The following is a 16920-nucleotide window of genomic DNA, read 5'->3' on the forward strand; positions in this document are numbered from 1 at the left end:
ATGAGGATGCCGTACCAGCGGATGGCGAAGGGGCCGATCTGAATGGCGATGGCGCCGGGCGACGCAAACATTCAGAGGTAAGATAGCCCGCCAGGTGGAATTCGTCCAATGAAGCTCTCCGGCTGGCGCCGGGCCACGCTCTTTCTCGGGTCGGGCGTGCTGCTGGCCTGTGCGCTGCTCGTCCTGGGGATCCTCAGAATCGGTCCGTACCTCGTCGTCGCCGACCGGCTCGAGCCGAGCGACGCCATCTTCGTGCTGGCCGGCACCGGGCCGGCGCGCCTGGTCGAGGCGGCGTCGCTCTACCGCCGGGGCCTGGCCCCGGAGATCGTCGTCAGCCGGCCGCCCGATACGATGCGGCTGGCCCGTGAGCTGGCCGGGGAGCCGCCGTTTCAGGAGCGCGCCCTACGCGCCCTGGTCCATGCGGGAGTCCCCCGGCAGGCGGTGGTGCGGCTCGATCGCGTCGCCGTGAACACCGACGAGGAACTCGGCATCGACTTCGAGTACGCGCAGGCCCAGAACTATCGCCGGGTGATCCTGGTGACGTCTCCGCCGCATACACGACGGGTGCGGATGATCTGGAACGCGTATTATCAGGAGAAGCTTCCGGCCCTGGTGCACCCGACGCCGTTCGAGGAGTTCGACCCCGCCCGCTGGTGGAGGTCGAGCCGTTCGCTCGAAAAGGGCCTCCACGAGGTGGCCGCGATCGCCAACTTCCTGCTCGGCCAGCCGGTGCCGACGTACGACGGGCGCTAGACCCAGGCTTCGGGAACCTGGTCCGCCGTCACGCTTGCGTCTGCGGCTGCTGCGGGCCGCTCGGCCTGGGGCGAGCGAAGCGCCCCGGCGAAGAGCGCATCGAGCCGAGCGACATCGGCCCGGCGCGCGATGGAGATGGTCACCCGGTTGGCTCGGCGCCAGCGGAGGCCGATCGCGTCACAGACCGACGTGAAGAGTCCGAGGATGTCCTCGGAGTGGTTGGTGAACGAGTATGCGGGGTAGTTGCGACCATAGACGATCCGTCGATGGCGACAACCATCCGAATCGATGCAGCCGCGTAGAAAATCCCCAGGAAAGTCCGCAACGATCGCGCTCTGCCAGTCGACTAGGGCTATGGGTCGTGCGTTCTTTCGGCCGGGACCATGCTGTGGAAACAGCATAGGCCATCCCTTGAAGTAACACGTCACGACGGTGGCACCGCCGTGGCGGCGAAGTCCAATCCGGTGCCTCGGCAGGAGCGTCTGGATCGCGACCGAGGCTTGTCGGATGCCGCGCTGATCGTTCCGGTGAAGATAGATCTCGAGCCGATATGTGCGGGGCATCCGGCACACATATCCGTCGCCGAGGTACATCCCGAGCAGATAGCTGTACGCGGAGCGCTCGGTTGTTGTGAGCAGCAGTGGTAGGGGCGGCAGGATTCGAACCTGCAAGTCCTTACGGACCGAGGGTTTTAAGCCCTCCGCGGTTGCCCGTTTCGCCACGCCCCCATGTCGACGCTATTCTGTCATTTACGGCGCTCCCACAGCGAATACAATGCCTCGCTTCTCGTACACTGGCGGAAGAAATTGGAGGCGGCGAGCGGATTCGAACCGCTGAATAGAGGTTTTGCAGACCTCCGCCTTAACCACTTGGCTACGCCGCCTCGAGGCGAGGACCACCGAAGCCGGAGCTGGAGCGGGAAACGGGATTCGAACCCGCGACCCCGACCTTGGCAAGGTCGTGCTCTACCACTGAGCTATTCCCGCAGCCCCTAACCGTGACCGCGGGGTATTTTACCACGCGGCGCGAAACGGTCCGCCCACTTACCCGGCCGCCTCTCGCAATGCCGTCGCCGCATCCTCGGGGGCCACGGGATTGATGAAAAACCCACTGCCCCACTCGAAACCGGCGATCCGCGTGAGCTTGGGGATGATCTCCAGGTGCCAGTGGAAGTGCTCTCGCGCCGGCTCGCCCAACGGGGCGGTGTGCAGCACGAAATTGAACGGCGGATCGTTGAGGACCAGGTTCATCCGGCGCAGGAAGCTCCCCAGGACGCCGGCCAGCGCCCGCAGGGCCTCGACCGACGACTCCTCGTAGGCCGCGGCGTGGCGGGCGGGAAGGATCCAGGCCTCGAAGGGGAAGCGCGGGGCGAAGGGGGCCAGGGCCACGAAGCCGTCGGTGTCGAGGATCACCCGCCGGCGGCTCCGGCGCTCCGTACGGACGACGTCGCACCACACGCAGCGCTCCTTGATCCCGTAGTACTGCGCGGCCCCGGCCAGCTCCTCGGTGACCATGATCGGGATGATGGGGGTGGCGATGAGCTGGGAATGCGGGTGCTCGATCGACGCTCCGGCCGCCTCGCCGTGGTTCTTGAAAATCAGGATGTACTGGAAGCGCGGGTCCTTTTTGAGGTCGAGCATTCGCTCGCGAAAGGCCAGCAGCACGTCGGCCACGGCCTCGAGCGGCATCGTGGCCAGCGTGGCCTCGTGCTGGGGGGCCTCGATGACGACCTCGTGGGCCCCCACCCCGTTCATCCGATCGAACGGCCCCTCTCCCGAGGGCTCCAGCTCCCCCTCGATGCGCAGGGCCGGAAACTTGTTCGAGACCACGCGGAACGTCCAGCCCGGGCGGTTCGCCTCCCCGCCGGGGGGACGCCCGGCCAGGATCTCGGGCGGCGTCTTGTCCTCATGACCGGGGCAGAACACACAGCTGACGAGGCGGGGCCGCGCGGGCTCGGGACCGAAGTCAGACGGGCGCCGGCCCCGCTCGGCCGAGATGATGACCCACCGGCCTACGACGGGATCCTTGCGCAACTCAGACACGGCGCCCACCCCTCATGCTTCCTCCTCCGGCCGCGCCGCCCGGCTCAGCAGAGACGCCAGTGCCTCGTGGGGTGGCTTACCCGAGAACAGCACCGCCGCCACCTCCTGACAGATCGGCAGGGCCACCCCGTGGCGCTCGGCCAGCGCCACCGCCGAGGCCACCGTCCGCGCCCCTTCGGCGATCATCCGGCTCTCGCCTTCGACCGCGGCTTGCGTCTGTCCGCGAGCCAGAGCCATGCCGAGCGCGCGGTTGCGCGAGAGACTGCCCGTGCAGGTCAGGACGAGATCACCGAGACCGGCGAGTCCGGCCAGGGTCCTGGGCTGGCCGCCCATCGCCACACCCAGACGCGTGATCTCGGCGAGCCCTCGAGCGACCAGCGCGGCGCGCGCATTCTCGCCCAGTCCCAGTCCGTCGGCCAGGCCGGTGGCGATGGCGATCACGTTCTTCAGGGCCCCGCCGACTTCCACGCCGACCACGTCACGGCTGGTGTACAGCCGGAACTCCCGGGTGCCGAGCGCGGCCTGGAGCTGGAGGGCCAGGGCCTCGTCGCGGGCCGCGATCACGCAGGCGGTGAGCCGGCCCAGGGCCACTTCGCGAGCGAACGTGGGTCCGGAGAGCGCGGCCACCGACGCCTGGGGGAAATGCTCGGCGACCAGCTCGGTCATCCGCAGGTGGCGTCGGGGATCGAGGCCCTTCGTCGCCGAGACGATCGGCGCGCCGACGGGTACCCGGCCGAGCATCTTCAGCGTGGCGCCGAAGAATTCCGAGGGAACGACCAGGACGACGATCGCCACGTCATGGAGAGCTTCGGCCGGGTCGACGGTCGGCCAGATGTTCGGCGGACAGTCGACGTCGTTCAGGTAGATCGGGTTGCGTCGCGCGGTCCGGATGCCCTCCACCACTTCGCGCTCGCGGGCCCAGAGCCGGACGGTGGTGCCGGCCCGCGCCAGATGGATCGCCAGCGCCGTGCCCCAGCTGCCCGCGCCGACGACACCGACCGTCACGCCGACTGTCGTCGCTCGCCGAGTCGGCGCTCGGTCCCGGCGAGCAGACGCCCGATGTTGTCACGATGGCGATAGATCACGATGGCCGCCCCCACCGCGCAGGCGGCCACGGACTCTGGCGGGTAGCCGAGGAGCAGCGCCCCCAGCGGGACGCAGAGGGCCGCCATCAGCGAAGCCAGCGACACATAGCGAAACGTGAGCGCGGTCACCAGCCACACCAGGGCCGCCGGGGCCGTGGCCCAGGGTGCTACCCGCAAGAACGCCCCGAGCCCGGTGGCCACACCTTTGCCGCCGCGGAAGCGGAGATACACCGACCAGCAATTGCCGACGATGGCCGCCACCGCCGCCAACGCCGAGGCCACCGGGCCACCGCCCCCGACGACCGTCCCCGCCATCACCGCGACGAAGCCCTTGGCGATGTCCCCGCCGAGCGTGAGGACGCCGGGTAGACGCCCCGCCGTCCGCAGCACGTTGGCGGCTCCGATGTTTCCACTGCCGTGGGAGCGGACGTCGACGATACCGAAGGCGCGCGCCACCAGGAAGCCGATGGGAATGGCGCCGATGAGATAGGCTGTGAGCGCGCCGGCCAGAAATGTCACGACCAGCGGTCTTCGTCCGGCACGATCGCGCGGTAATCAGCCTTCCGGAAGAAGCGGTAGAAGTAATCGACACCCGACACGACGGTCAGGGCCACCGCGCACCACAGCACGGCGGTGGCGGTGTGGTGGAACATCGGGGCCCCCACGCTCTTCTCGATGATGAGCAGGGTGATGGCGGCGAACTGGCTGACCGTCTTCCACTTGGCCAGCCGCGAGGCCGGCACGATGACCCCCACGCTGCCGGCGACCGCCCGTAACCCGGTGACCGCCAGCTCCCGGCCGATGATGACGACCACGATCCAGGCGGCGATCTTGTCGATCTGCAGCAGCGAGACCAGGGCGGCGGCCACCAGCAGCTTGTCGGCGATGGGGTCTAGCAGCGTCCCCAGCGTGGTCACCTGGTTGCGCCGACGGGCCAGGACCCCGTCTGCCCAGTCGGTCAGCGAGGCCAGGATGAAAATGGCCGCGGCGATCACCGCGTGGACCCGAGACGACGAGATGAGGAAGACGATGAGGAGAGGGACGGCGATGATCCGCGTCAGCGTGAGACCGATCGGCAAGTTCACGTCCGCACCCCGCGCGTGCGACGCGTCACTCCGGGCATTATCGAGGTCCGCGAACGACCTTGTCAATTTCCGGCCGGTACACGGGCACCAGCGTCGTCGTGTCGAGGAGCAGGCAGGCGGCGACGTCGGCCCCCCGGCCGCGGCGGGCGAGGTGGCGCGCCCACGACGAGGCCTCGGCGAGTCGGGTGACGTCCTTGCCATAGCCGGCCGCCTCCCGCATGGCCTCGCGGGCCGCCGGCGTCGGCGCCAGGGCCGGCTCGTGGCCGGTCATCCGCTCCACGAGCAGCCCGGCCGCCACCAGGTCCTCCAGTGACGTCCGGCCGCGCTCGCCGGCGCACGCCACCAGGATCTCGCGACCGCCGGCCAGGGCCCACTCGGCCGCCGCTCCGAGGTTGACCAGGGCCCCCACCCCGATGGCCAGCGCCCGCCGGGCCGCCAGCAGGGCCCGCGTGCCGTTGCTCGTGGACAGCACGATGGTCCGCCCCGCCACACGCTCGGCGGCGTATTCGAGCGGGGAGTTGCCCAGGTCGAAGCCGGCAATGGGCTCGCCCCGCCGCTCGCCGGCGAGCAACCACGATGCCGGCGGCAATGTTTCGGCCACGCGGCGGGCGGTCTCGGGGTCGGCGACGGGGATGAGACTCTCACAGCCGTTGGTCAGGGCCGCGATCATGCTGGTGCTGGCCCGGAGGATGTCGACGACGAGGACCGTGCGCGACTCGACGTGGGCGCTCGCCAGTGCCTCCGCGGTGGGCACCACATCGATGCGCACAGATTAGCTCTGGCGGTCCCGCAGCGCGCGGATCCTCAGGCGCAGCGCATTCAGAGCGATGAAGCCCTCGGCGTCGCGCTGGCGATAGACCGAGTCGGCCTCGAAGGTGGCGAAGTCTGTCCGGTACAGCGAGCGGGGCGACCGCCGACCCGTCACGGTGACCTGGCCCTTGTAGAGCTTCAGGCGCGCGGTGCCGGTGACGTCCTGGGCACACTCGTCGAGTAGCGCCTGCAGGGCCCGGCGCTCCGGCGCGAACCAGAACCCGTAGTAGATCATCTCGGCGTAGCGCGGCACCAGCGAGTCACGCAGGTGCAACAGCTCTCGGTCGAGGGCGAGCGACTCCACCGCCCGCCGGGCGGCGTGCAGAATGGTGCCGCCCGGGGTCTCGTACACCCCCCGAGACTTCATGCCCACGAAGCGGTTCTCGACCAGGTCCAGGCGGCCGATCCCGTGCTCGGCCCCGACCTGGTTCAGCCGCTCGAGGAGAGCCACCGGCCCCAGTCGCTGGCCGTCCACCGCCACCGGATCGCCGCGCTCGAAGTCCACAGTCACCGCGACCGGCACGTCGGGAGCCGCTTCGGGGGAGTTGGTGAGCAGGAACATCTTGTCGGGCGGCTCGGTCCAGGGATCTTCGAGGATGCCGCCCTCGTAGGAGATGTGAAAGAGATTCCGGTCCGTGGAGTACGGCCGCTCGACGGTGACCGGCACGGGGATGTCGTGCCGGCGAGCGAACTCGAGCAGAGCCGACCGCGAGCCGAGCTCCCACTCCCGCCAGGGGGCGATCACCCGCAAGTGGGGCGCCAGCGCGGCATAGGTCAGCTCGAAGCGCACCTGATCGTTGCCCTTGCCGGTGGCGCCGTGGGCCACGGCATCCGCGCCCTCGCGCAGGGCCACCTCCACCTGGGCCCGGGCGATGAGCGGCCGGGCGATCGACGTGCCGAGCAGGTAGCCGCCCTCGTAAACGGCGTTGGCCCGCAGCATGGGAAAGATGAAGTCCCGGACGAATTCCTCGCGCAGGTCGACGATGTGCACTGCTGCCGCCCCCGTGCGCAGGGCCTTGTCGCGGACGGTCAGGAGCTCCTCGCCCTGCCCCAGATCGGCGCAGAAGGCGACGACCTCGCAGTGGTAGCGCTCCTTGAGCCAGCGCAGGATCACCGAGGTGTCGAGCCCTCCCGAGTACGCCAGGACGACTCGCTTGGGATCAGACATCGTCGAGGGAGCCTCCCAGCAGCTCCAGGATGATGGCCTTCTGCGCGTGCAGGCGGTTCTCGGCCTGGTCCAGCACGATGCTGTGAGGCCCGTCGAGGACGGCGTCGGTGATCTCCTCACCCCGGTGAGCGGGCAGGCAGTGCATCACGAGCACGCTGCGCTTGGCGAAGCCCACCACGCGGTCGTTGATCTGGTAACGACTGAACGCCTCGCGGCGCCGCTCCCGCTCCGCTTCCTGGCCCATGCTGATCCAGGTGTCGGTGTAGAGGATGTCGGCGTCGGTGGCGGCCTCCCGGGGGTCAGCCGTGATGGTCAGCCGGCTGCCCAGGCTGCGCGCGCGTGCCTGCACGTCGGCGGCCGGCTCGTAGCCGGGGGGGCAGGCCACCGCGACCTCCGTGCCGAGCAGGGCGCCCAGCAGCATCACCGAGTGGCACACGTTGTTGCCATCGCCGATCCAGGCCAGCCGCGTCGTGGCCAGGTCGAGGCCACGCTCCCACAGGGTGAAGTAGTCGGCCAGCGCCTGGCAGGGGTGCTCGACGTCGCTGAGCCCGTTGATGACGGGGACGGTAGCGTGGCGGGCCAGCGTCTCGACGCTGGAATGGGCGTGGACGCGGGCCGCGATGCCGTCCACCCAGCGCGAGAGATTGCGGGCCACGTCGGGAACGGACTCCCGGGTGCCCATGCCGACCTCGCTGCCGGCGAGATAGACGGCGCGGCCGCCGAGCTGAACGATCCCCACCTCGAACGTCACGCGTGTGCGGAGCGAGGGTTTCTCGAAGATCAGGGCCAGCGTCCGCCCGGCCAGAGGCGTCGCCCGGTCGCCGGTCTTCCACCGCTGCTTGAGGGCGGCGGCGATTCTGAAGAGGTGCAGCGACCGCTCCGGCGTGAGGTCGCCGGCCGAGAGGAAGTGGGTCATGCCCCCGTCGCGTCGAGGACGGCGTCGATCGTGTCGAGGGCTCGCTGACAGTCCTGCTCGTCCACGATCAGCGGCGGGGCCAGGCGCAGCACCCGCTCGCCGGCCGTCAGGACCAGGAGGCCTCGCTCCCGGCAGGCGTCGACCACGGGGCCGGCGGCCTGCCGGAGCTCGGCGCCGATGAGCAGGCCACGTCCGCGGACCTCGCGGATGATCGAGCGCCGGCGCGCCATGGCCCGGAGGCCATCCATGAGGCCGCGGCCGAGCCGATCGGCGCGCTCGGGTAGCTTGTCGCCGATCACCGTGCTCAGCGCGGCCAGCGCCACCGAGGCGACGAAGGGCGTCCCGCCGAATGTCGATGCGTGGCTGCCCGCGGTCAGGGCCCGGGCGACGTCCTCGCGCGCCAGCATGGCGCCGATGGGGACGCCGTTGGCCAGCGCCTTGGCCAACGTCATGATGTCGGGCTCGATGTCGGAGTGCTGGTAACCCCACAGGCGCCCGGTCCGCCCCACCCCCGTCTGAATCTCGTCGAAGATGAGCAACGCGCCGGACTCGTCGCAGAGCTTGCGGAGCCCGGGCAGATAGTCGTCGTCGGGGACGTTGACGCCGCCCTCGCCCTGGATGGGCTCGACGAGGATCGCGGCCGTGCGGTTGTCGATCGCGCGCGCCATGGCCCGGAGGTCGTTGTAGGGCACGTGCTTGAAGCCCGGCATGAGCGGCTCGAAGCCGTGCTGGTACTTCTCCTGGCCGGTGGCCGTCACGGTGGCCAGGGTCCGCCCGTGGAAGGACTCGCGCGTCGCGATCACCTCGTAGCGGTCGGAGGCGAACCGCTCCTTGGCGTATTTGCGGGCGAGCTTCAGCGCGGCCTCGTTGGCCTCGGCCCCCGAGTTGCAGAAGAACACCCGATCCGCGAAGGAGTGCTCGCACAGGAGCTTGGCCAGGTGGATCTGCGGCGCGGTGTGGAACAGGTTCGACACGTGCAGCAGCGTGGCGGCCGCCTCCCGGATGGCGCCGGTCACCCGGGGATGGCAGTGCCCGAGCGCGGTCACCGCGATGCCGGCGGTGAAATCCAGGTACTCGCGGCCGTCGGAATCCCATAGCCGCGCGCCCTCGCCGCGGACGATGCAGATGGGAGCCCGACCGTAGTTGGGCGTGTGATAGCGGGCCGACCACTCGAGCAGGGTCTTGGTGTCCATCAGAGCACGATCTCGGTTCCAATGCCTTCGCGGGTGAACAGCTCGAGCAGGATGGCATGGGGGACCCGGCCGTCGACGATGTGGGCCTTGGCGCTGCCCCCGGTGAGCGCCCGCAACGCGGACTCCACCTTGGGCAGCATGCCGCCCTCGATCACACCCTCCTGCATCAGGCGCTCGGCTTCCTTGCGGGCGAGCGTGCTCACCAGCCGGCCGGCGCCGTCCAGAATGCCCTGCACGTCGGTGAGGTGGATCAGCTTCTCCGCGGCCAGCGCCGCGGCCACTTCCCCGGCCGCCAGATCGCCGTTGACGTTGTAGCTGTTGCCGTGGTCACCCACGGCGACCGGGGCGATGACCGGGATGAAGCCGTGCTCTTCCAGCAGCCGGATCGGCTCGGGGTTCACGGACTCCACCTCGCCGACGAGGCCGATGTCGACTTCCTCGCCCGACGGCAGCCGGTGGGGCCGCCGGCGGGCCCGGATCAGGTCGGCGTCCTTGCCGGAGAGGCCCACGGCGCGGCCCCCGTGGTGGTTGATGAGCGCGACGATCTCCTTGTTGATCTTGCCCACCAGCACCATCTCCACGATCTCCATGGTCTCCTCGTCGGTCACCCGCATGCCGCCCACGAAACGGGGTTCCTTCCCCAACCGCTTCATGAGGGCGCCGATCTGCGGGCCGCCGCCATGGACGATCACCGGGTTGATGCCGACCAGCTTCAGGAGAATGACGTCGAGGGCGAACGTCTGCTTGAGGTCGCCCTGCTCCATGGCCGAGCCGCCGTACTTGATGACGATGGTCTTGCCGCGAAACTCCCGGATGTAGGGCAGCGCCTCCATCAGGATCTCGGCCCGGCGCAGGGCGTCGATGTTCACAGGCTCCGCCCCCCTTCGGCTGCCGGTCGCATGGCCGCGTTCACCGGTGAGCCGCCTCTCACAGGATGTAGCGCGACAGGTCTTGATCGCGCGCGATGTCGCCCAGCCGCTGATGGACGTAGTCGGCGTCCACGGTGATCTCTTTGCCGCCCAGATCGGGAGCGCCGAACGAGACTTCGTCCAGGAGTCGCTCCATAATGGTGTAGAGACGGCGAGCCCCGATGTTCTCGGTGGCCGTGTTCACCCGCGTGGCGATGTCGGCCACCGCCTCGATGGCGTCCGGCGTGAATCGCAAGCTCACCGCCTCCGTCTTCAGCAGCTCCACGTATTGCGTGATCAAGGCGTTCCGGGGCTCCGTCAGAATGCGGACGAAATCGTTCCGCGTCAAGGGGTCTAGCTCCACACGGATGGGGAAGCGGCCCTGGAGTTCCGGGATGAGATCCGACGGCTTGGTGACGTGGAAGGCCCCCGCCGCGATGAACAGGATGTGGTCCGTACGGACGATGCCGTACTTGGTGGTGACGGCCGAGCCCTCGACGATGGGCAGCAGGTCGCGCTGCACGCCTTCGCGGCTGACATCCGGGCCGCGCCCGCCCTCGCGCCCGGCCACCTTGTCGAGCTCGTCGACGAACACGATGCCGGAGTTCTCCACCCGCCGCACGGCCTGGCTCACCGCCTCGTCGTGATCGACGAGCTTCTGGGCCTCCTCCTGAACGAGCAGGCGCCGGGCCTCGCCCACGCGGAGGCGCCGCCGCTTCGTGCGGCTGGGCAGGATGTTGGACAGCATGTCCCGGAGATTGATGCCCATCTCCTCCATGCCCTGTCCGGAGAAGACCTCCACCATGGGCATGGCCTGTTGCTGGGTCTCCAGCTCCACCATCCGGTCGTCCAGGCGCCCGCTGCGGAGCTGGGCCCGCAGCTTGTCCCGGGTGGCTTCGCGCGCTCCTGCCCCGACTTCCTCGAGCGACTCGCTGGAGAAGGGCTCGCGGCCGCGGGGCAGCAGCAGGTCGAGGAGTCGATCCTCGGCGAGGTCCTCGGCCTTGTCCTGGACGGCGGCCACCATCTCGGCCTTGACCATGTTGACGGCGAGCTCGGTCAGCTCCCGGATCATCGACTCCACGTCGCGCCCCACGTACCCGACCTCGGTGTACTTGGAGGCCTCGACCTTGACGAAGGGCGCCTGGGCCAGCTTGGCCAGACGGCGGGCGATCTCGGTCTTGCCCACGCCGGTGGGCCCGATCATGATGATGTTCTTGGGCGCGACCTCGTCGCGGAGCTCGGCGGGAAGGTTCTGGCGCCGCCAGCGGTTGCGCAGGGCGATGGCGACGGCGCGCTTGGCCCGCTCCTGTCCCACGATGTAGCGGTCCAGCTCGGCGACGATCTGTGCAGGCGTCAACCCGGCGTTCACAACACCTCGACCGCGATGTGCTCGTTAGTGTACACGCAGATACCCGCCGCGATGCGCATGGCTTCGCTGACGATGCGCTGGGCGTCGAGCTCGGTGTGGGCGATCAGCGCACGGGCCGCCGCCAGCGCATAAGGACCGCCGGAGCCGATGCCGATGAGCCCGTCGTCGGGCTCGATGAGGTCTCCGGTCCCCGACACGATGAAGCTGTGGTCGCGATCGGCCACCGCCAGCAAGGCCTCCAGGCGCCGGAGCACGCGGTCGGCGCGCCAGTCCTTGGCCAGCTCGACGGCGGCCCTGGCCAGGTTGCCGTGAAACTCCTCCAGCCGACCCTCGAAGCGGCCGAACAGCGTGAAGGCGTCGGCGGCGGCGCCGGCGAAGCCCGCCAGCACCCGGTCCTGGTAGAGCTTGCGGACCTTGCGCGCGCCCGCCTTGACGACGGTCTGGCCGATCGTGACCTGTCCGTCGCCGCCGATCGCCACCTGGCCGCGATGGCGAACGCAGAGGACGGTGGTGGCGCGGATGGGTGCAGCCGAGGCGCGCGAACGCTGCTTCTGTTGTAGCGGGGGCCGCGAGGCCGGCTCGGACCGAGGGTGGCCTGGCCGGGGAGCGGCGTGGCTTCGTTGTTTTTCCGGATTGATCATCTCGAATGTTCCCAATTCATCGCCCGGTCCCGGGATCAATCAACTGGGTTGGCGGCGGGCGCGGGGGTGGGCGTGGTCGTAGACGCGCAAGAGCTGCGTCGCGCTCACGTGTGTGTAGCGCTGGGTCGTCGACAACCGGCTGTGACCGAGCAGCTCCTGAATCATCCGCAAATCCGCGCCCCGGTCGAGGAGGTGCGTGGCGAACGTGTGGCGCAGCGTGTGGGGGGTCACCCGCCGGCTGATCCCGGCGGCCCGCGCTCGCCGCCGCACGATGTCGAAGATGCGCCGCACGCCCAGCCGGTGGGTCCGCCGGCCCGGGAACAGCGGCCCGGCCCCGGATCCGCGGGTTCGGAGGTACGCGTCGAGCGCGTCGGCGGCCTGGGCGCCGTAGGGGACGATCCGCTCCTTGCCCCCCTTGCCGAGCACACGGACCGTGCGCTGGACCAGATCCACGTCGTCGAGGTCCAGTCCGGCGAGCTCCGACACCCGGAGCCCGCTGGCGTAGAGCAACTCGAGCACGGCCCGATCCCGCTCGGGAGCGGGCCCCCCATCCAGCAGGGCCTGCGACTCCTCGATGGGCAGAAAGGTGGCCAGCTTGCGGCCCAGGCGCGGGCCGCGGACGTCGGCGGCGGGATTGTCGGGAAGCTGGCCCCGACGGACGAGGAACCGGAGCCAGCTCCGCAAGGCCGCCAGCTTGCGAGCGATCGACGCCGGCTCCAGCCCCCGCCCGTGCAGATGCATGAGCCACGCTCGCACGATCCGGGCATCGAGAGCGCGCAGGCCGTCCCCCACCACCGGGCCCGCGGCCGCCTCGGCGCAGAAGGCGCGGAACTGGTCGAGGTCACTGCGGTAGCTGCGGAGCGTGTGGGGGGACAGCTGCTTCTCCACGCGGAGGTAGCGGAGGAACGCCTCCAGCGGATCGCTCATCCGACCGGTAACTCGGCCTCCCGGCGGAAGTCGCAGCCCTCCTTGATGCACGTCAACACCATTCGGCCTCGCGTCATCCGGGTCGTTACGAAGGGCGCGCCGCACTTGGGACAGGGCTCGGACACCGGCCGCTGCCAGACGACGAACTTGCAGCCGGGATAGGCCGAGCACCCGTAGAAGGTGCGACCCCGTTTGGAGCGGCGCTCGACCAGCTCGCCGGTGCAGCCGGGCTCGGGGCAGGCGATGCCGAGTGTCACCGGCTTGGTCGTCTTGCACTCGGGGTAGCCCGAGCAGGCGATGAACTTGCCGAACCGGCCTCGCTTGATCACCATGGGCCGGCCGCAGGTGGGGCAGGTCTCGTTCGTGGGCTCGTCCTCGGCGCGCTCGCCGCCACTCAGATCGCGGGTGTAGCGGCAGTCGGGATACGTCGAGCAGGCGATGAACTTGCCGAACCGCCCACGCCGCTCGATCAGCTCGCCTCCGCACTCGGGACAGGCTTCGCCGGTGGGGGTGCCCTGCTTCTCGTTGGCCATCTCCCGCTTGGCGCGGGCGAGGTCCCGCTTGAAGGGCTCGTAGAACTCCTTCACCGTCTGGACCCAGTTCCGCTCGCCCTCCTCGACCTTGTCGAGGTGGTCCTCCATCTGGGCGGTGAACTCGACGTCCATGATCTCCGGGAAGTACGGCAGCAGCTTGTCGGTGACGGCGATGCCCAGCTCGGTCGGGAACAGCGTGCGCCGCTCCCGCCGGACGTAGCCGCGATCGTGAATGATGGTGCCGAGGATGGAGGCGTAGGTGGACGGCCGCCCGATCCCCAGCTCTTCCAGGGTCTTGATCAGGGCCGCCTCCGTGTAGCGGGGTGGCGGCTGGGTGAAATGCTGCTTGGGGTCCAGCCCGAGCACGGCGAGCACCTCGCCCTCGGCGAGCACCGGCACCGGGCTCTCGCTGTCCTCCTCGCCGACGGCGTCGTCTTCCCGGCTCTCCACATAGACCGCGGTGAACCCCTTGAACTTCAGCGTCTGCCCCTGGGCCCGGAACAGACAGCGCCCGGCGTTCGGCGCCGCCGCCCCGGCGGGGACGGCGTCGATGTCGGCGCTCACCGTGTCGTACACGGCGGGCACCATCTGGCTCGCCAGGAACCGCTCCCAGATGAGCCGGTAGAGGCCGAGCTGATCTCGGGTGAGGGACCGGGCCACCGAACGCGGGTCACGCTCGACGTCGGTCGGCCGGACGGCCTCGTGAGCTTCCTGGGCGCTGCCGCGCGACTTGTAGGTCGGTGCCGCGTCCGGCACGTACTCCCGGCCCAAACGGCTGCTGACCCACGCGCGCGCCTGCTCCTGCGCCTCCCGGCTCACCCGGACGGAGTCGGTCCGCATATAGGTGATGAGCCCGACCTGGCCATCGGCACCCAGCTCCACGCCCTCGTAGAGCTGCTGGGCCACCGTCATGGTTTTCCTGGCCGAGAACCCCAGCTTGCGGCCGGCATCCTGCTGCAGCGTGGACGTGATGAAGGGCGCGGCCGGATTGCGCCGGCGTTCCCCGCGCGTCACGCTCCGCACCACGAAGCGGGCACCCTCCAGGCTGGCCATGAGCGCCCGGGTGGTCGCCTCGTCGGGCAGGACCGGCTTCTCGCCGCCCACCTCCTTGAGCGTGGCCACGAACTCCGGCGGCTGCTGGGCGCGCAGACGGGCGTGGAGCGACCAGTATTCTTCCGGCCGGAACGCCTGGATGGCTCGCTCGCGATCGACGATCAGGCGTACGGCCACGGACTGGACGCGGCCCGCCGACAGGCCCCGCTGCACCTTCTCCCACAGCAGCGGCGACAGGCTGTAGCCCACGAGACGGTCGAGCACGCGGCGCGCCTGCTGGGCGTCGACCTTCTTGAGATCGATCTTGCCGGGCTTCTGGAAGGCCGCTTTGACGGCACGCTCGGTGATCTCGTTGAAGGCGACGCGGTAGACCTTGCGCTTGTCGACGCGCAGCTCCTGGGCGAGATGCCAGCCGATGGCTTCTCCTTCGCGATCGGGGTCGGTGGCGACGTAGAGGATGTCGGCTCGCTCGGCCGCCTTCTTGAGGTCGTCCAGCACCTTCTTCTTGCCGGGGGTGACGACGTACTTCGGCTTGAAGTTGCGCTTGGGGTCCACCCCGAGCGACGACTTGGGCAGATCGCGGACGTGGCCCATCGAGGCCTTGACGATGTACTTCGAGTCCAGATACTTCTGGATCGTCTTGACCTTCGTCGGCGACTCCACCACCACCAGGGCTTTCGCCACTACGCTCTCCCTCCACACGGAATCGTCACCCAGCGCTGGCCGTCGAGCTGTCGGACTCGACCATTGAGCTCGAGGGCGATCAGTGCCGCGGCCACGCGCCCGGGGCCGCAGCCAGTCCGCGTGATCAGCACCTCGATGTGCTGCGGCTCGTCTGTGCTGAGCAACGCCAGGACACGTGCCTCGTCGCTGTCGACCGCCGGGAGATCGGCTTCTGCGCCCGGCGATGGCGCGCGGACTGCGCGGCGCCATTCGTCTGGCAATTCTTGCACGACGTCCTGCCAACTGCGTATCAGTTTAGCACCGTCCTGAATGAGGGCATTCGCGCCCTGGCTCGCGGGCGACGTGATTTGGCCTGGAACGGCGAACACTTCGCGGCCGAGCTCGCCGCCCTGGGATGCGGTGATGAGCGCTCCCGAGCGCTCGGGCGCTTCGACCACGACGACCCCGAGCGCGAGCCCGGCCAGGGTGCGGTTTCGGGCCGGGAAATGCCAGGCCAGCGGCGCCGTCCCCGGCGCGAATTGCGACACCAGCGCGCCGTGGACGGCGATCTCCTCGGCGAGCGCGCGGCTCTCCGGCGGGTAGACGAGGTCGATGCCGCTGCCCAGAACGGCCAGCGTGCGGCCGCGGGCAGCGAGCGCGCCGCGATGAGCGGCGGTATCGATGCCCCGGGCCAGCCCGCTGACGATGGTCACGCCCCGCGCGGCTAGATCGAAGGCCAGTCGCTCGGCGACGGCGAGGCCGTACGCGCTGGCCCGCCGCGTTCCCACGATGGCGATCGCCAGCGCGTCCTCGGCAACGAGTGTCCCGCGTACCCAGAGCGCGGGCGGCGCCGGGATAGCGGCGAGGAGCGCGGGATAGCGCACGTCGCCGGGATCGAGGGCGAAGGTCTGCACGGCTCGGGCCACATTGCCTGGCCGCGATCGCCCGGTCAAGAATCCGAACCCGATACGCCGAACGTCGTGAACGGCTAGCGAGGCGCCGGGACGCGGCTGGCGGAAAGCAGTTTTCCCGCCTTGGCGGCGGCGTCGGAGTCGGGATGCTCCCGCACGACACGCTGCCAGGCCGCGCGGGCGCGGGCGGCCTCGCGCAGATTTGCGTGGCAGAGGCCGATCTTGAGCAGCGCGTCGGCGGCCCGTCCATCCGGCGGGTTGTGCCGGAAGACGCGCTCGAACTCCACGAGCGACTGGCGCCAGTCTTGCTGGATGTAATACGCCTCTCCGATCCAGTACTGCGCGCTGGCGGCGAGCGAATGCTTGGGGTGCTTGGCGACGAAGTCCAGAAAATCGAGGACCGCCTGGCCGTACTCGCGGGCACGAAAGCTGGCGAGCGCCGCCTGGTACGCCGTTTCGGCGGCCGCCACCCGTGTGGCGGTGCCGCGGACGGTACCGTCGCGCGCGGGCCGCTCGGCCGGTGGCGTCGACAGCGGCACCGGCACGGCAACCGCGACAGGCGTGGGCGCGCTTCCCTCGAGCCTCGCCACCCGACCCGTGAGCTGGCGGACGCCATCGGCCGTCTCCGCCACGGCGCCCCGCAACCCGGCCAGCTCGCTTTCCAGCGCCTGGACGCTCCCCCTCAACGCCGCCGCGTCGCGGAAGGTGATGTCGTGGGCCTGGCGGAGCGTCGTGAGCTCACCCTTGAGCGTCTCGAGCTCCGCCTGGAGCTGCCGGACGGTCTTGGCGTTTGCTCCGCATCCACTGACGAGGACCATCAGCGCGGCGACGGACCAGAACGCCCGTGTCATGCTCGCTTACAG

Annotated in this window: 17 protein-coding genes and 3 tRNA genes; 1 reads left to right on the plus strand and 19 read right to left on the minus strand. The window is 69.8% G+C overall.

Annotated features, from left to right (window positions below):
- The first annotated feature begins 108 nt into the window (after positions 1–108).
- Complete coding sequence (locus VFR64_18160) at positions 109–753, plus strand: YdcF family protein (protein ID HET9491664.1); 645 nt, start codon at positions 109–111, stop codon at positions 751–753.
- On the opposite strand, the gene VFR64_18165 is transcribed toward VFR64_18160, so the two are convergent.
- The 19 genes from VFR64_18165 to ybgF form a co-directional block, all read right to left on the minus strand.
- Positions 750–1424 (minus strand): helix-turn-helix domain-containing protein, encoded by a 675-nt coding sequence (locus tag VFR64_18165; GenBank protein HET9491665.1) that lies wholly within the window; start codon positions 1422–1424, stop codon positions 750–752. The genes VFR64_18160 and VFR64_18165 overlap by 4 nt on opposite strands.
- Positions 1395–1481 (minus strand) — tRNA-Leu (locus VFR64_18170). The genes VFR64_18165 and VFR64_18170 overlap by 30 nt, the downstream gene beginning before the upstream one ends.
- A 79-nt stretch (positions 1482–1560) precedes the next feature.
- Positions 1561–1636, minus strand: a tRNA-Cys gene (locus VFR64_18175).
- Between the two features lie 28 nt (positions 1637–1664).
- Positions 1665–1739, minus strand: a tRNA-Gly gene (locus VFR64_18180).
- 57 nt (positions 1740–1796) lie between these two features.
- Positions 1797–2795: a galactose-1-phosphate uridylyltransferase gene (gene galT / locus VFR64_18185; GenBank protein HET9491666.1), complete on the minus strand. Its 999-nt coding sequence runs from the start codon at positions 2793–2795 to the stop codon at positions 1797–1799.
- Positions 2796–2807: 12 nt separating this feature from the next.
- Positions 2808–3800, minus strand: coding sequence for an NAD(P)H-dependent glycerol-3-phosphate dehydrogenase (locus VFR64_18190; protein HET9491667.1), 993 nt, complete (start codon positions 3798–3800; stop codon positions 2808–2810).
- The gene (plsY, locus tag VFR64_18195) at positions 3797–4399 is read right to left on the minus strand and encodes a glycerol-3-phosphate 1-O-acyltransferase PlsY (protein HET9491668.1); all 603 of its coding nucleotides are present in this window, start codon (positions 4397–4399) and stop codon (positions 3797–3799) included. The genes VFR64_18190 and plsY overlap by 4 nt, the downstream gene beginning before the upstream one ends.
- Entirely contained in the window at positions 4396–4965 is a 570-nt protein-coding gene (gene pgsA / locus VFR64_18200) for a CDP-diacylglycerol--glycerol-3-phosphate 3-phosphatidyltransferase (GenBank protein ID HET9491669.1), read from the minus strand. Before pgsA ends, plsY begins: the two co-directional genes overlap by 4 nt.
- 37 nt (positions 4966–5002) lie before the next feature.
- Positions 5003–5734 carry a 2-phosphosulfolactate phosphatase gene (locus VFR64_18205; GenBank protein HET9491670.1) on the minus strand — a complete coding sequence of 244 codons (732 nt, stop codon included), beginning with the start codon at positions 5732–5734 and terminating at the stop codon, positions 5003–5005.
- A gap of 3 nt (positions 5735–5737) precedes the next feature.
- Positions 5738–6943, minus strand: coding sequence for an argininosuccinate synthase (locus tag VFR64_18210; GenBank protein HET9491671.1), 1206 nt, complete (start codon positions 6941–6943; stop codon positions 5738–5740).
- A complete protein-coding gene (gene argF / locus VFR64_18215; GenBank protein ID HET9491672.1) occupies positions 6936–7859 on the minus strand; it encodes an ornithine carbamoyltransferase in 924 nt (307 codons plus the stop codon). The genes VFR64_18210 and argF overlap by 8 nt, the downstream gene beginning before the upstream one ends.
- A complete protein-coding gene (locus VFR64_18220; protein ID HET9491673.1) occupies positions 7856–9052 on the minus strand; it encodes an aspartate aminotransferase family protein in 1197 nt (398 codons plus the stop codon). Before VFR64_18220 ends, argF begins: the two co-directional genes overlap by 4 nt.
- Complete coding sequence (gene argB / locus VFR64_18225; GenBank protein ID HET9491674.1) at positions 9052–9885, minus strand: acetylglutamate kinase; 834 nt, start codon at positions 9883–9885, stop codon at positions 9052–9054. Before argB ends, VFR64_18220 begins: the two co-directional genes overlap by 1 nt.
- A 94-nt stretch (positions 9886–9979) precedes the next feature.
- The gene (hslU, locus tag VFR64_18230) at positions 9980–11329 is read right to left on the minus strand and encodes an ATP-dependent protease ATPase subunit HslU (GenBank protein HET9491675.1); all 1350 of its coding nucleotides are present in this window, start codon (positions 11327–11329) and stop codon (positions 9980–9982) included.
- Entirely contained in the window at positions 11326–11850 is a 525-nt protein-coding gene (gene hslV / locus VFR64_18235) for an ATP-dependent protease subunit HslV (GenBank protein ID HET9491676.1), read from the minus strand. The genes hslU and hslV overlap by 4 nt, the downstream gene beginning before the upstream one ends.
- A gap of 159 nt (positions 11851–12009) precedes the next feature.
- Complete coding sequence (gene xerA / locus VFR64_18240; protein HET9491677.1) at positions 12010–12897, minus strand: site-specific tyrosine recombinase/integron integrase; 888 nt, start codon at positions 12895–12897, stop codon at positions 12010–12012.
- Positions 12894–15167, minus strand: coding sequence for a type I DNA topoisomerase (topA, locus tag VFR64_18245; protein ID HET9491678.1), 2274 nt, complete (start codon positions 15165–15167; stop codon positions 12894–12896). Before topA ends, xerA begins: the two co-directional genes overlap by 4 nt.
- The gene (gene dprA / locus VFR64_18250; protein HET9491679.1) at positions 15167–16060 is read right to left on the minus strand and encodes a DNA-processing protein DprA; all 894 of its coding nucleotides are present in this window, start codon (positions 16058–16060) and stop codon (positions 15167–15169) included. Before dprA ends, topA begins: the two co-directional genes overlap by 1 nt.
- A gap of 74 nt (positions 16061–16134) precedes the next feature.
- Complete coding sequence (gene ybgF, locus VFR64_18255) at positions 16135–16908, minus strand: tol-pal system protein YbgF (GenBank protein HET9491680.1); 774 nt, start codon at positions 16906–16908, stop codon at positions 16135–16137.
- Positions 16909–16920 lie beyond the last annotated feature (12 nt).

The sequence above is a fragment of the Candidatus Methylomirabilota bacterium genome (assembly GCA_035709005.1).
In the GTDB taxonomy this organism is placed as follows: Bacteria; Methylomirabilota; Methylomirabilia; order Rokubacteriales; family CSP1-6; genus 40CM-4-69-5.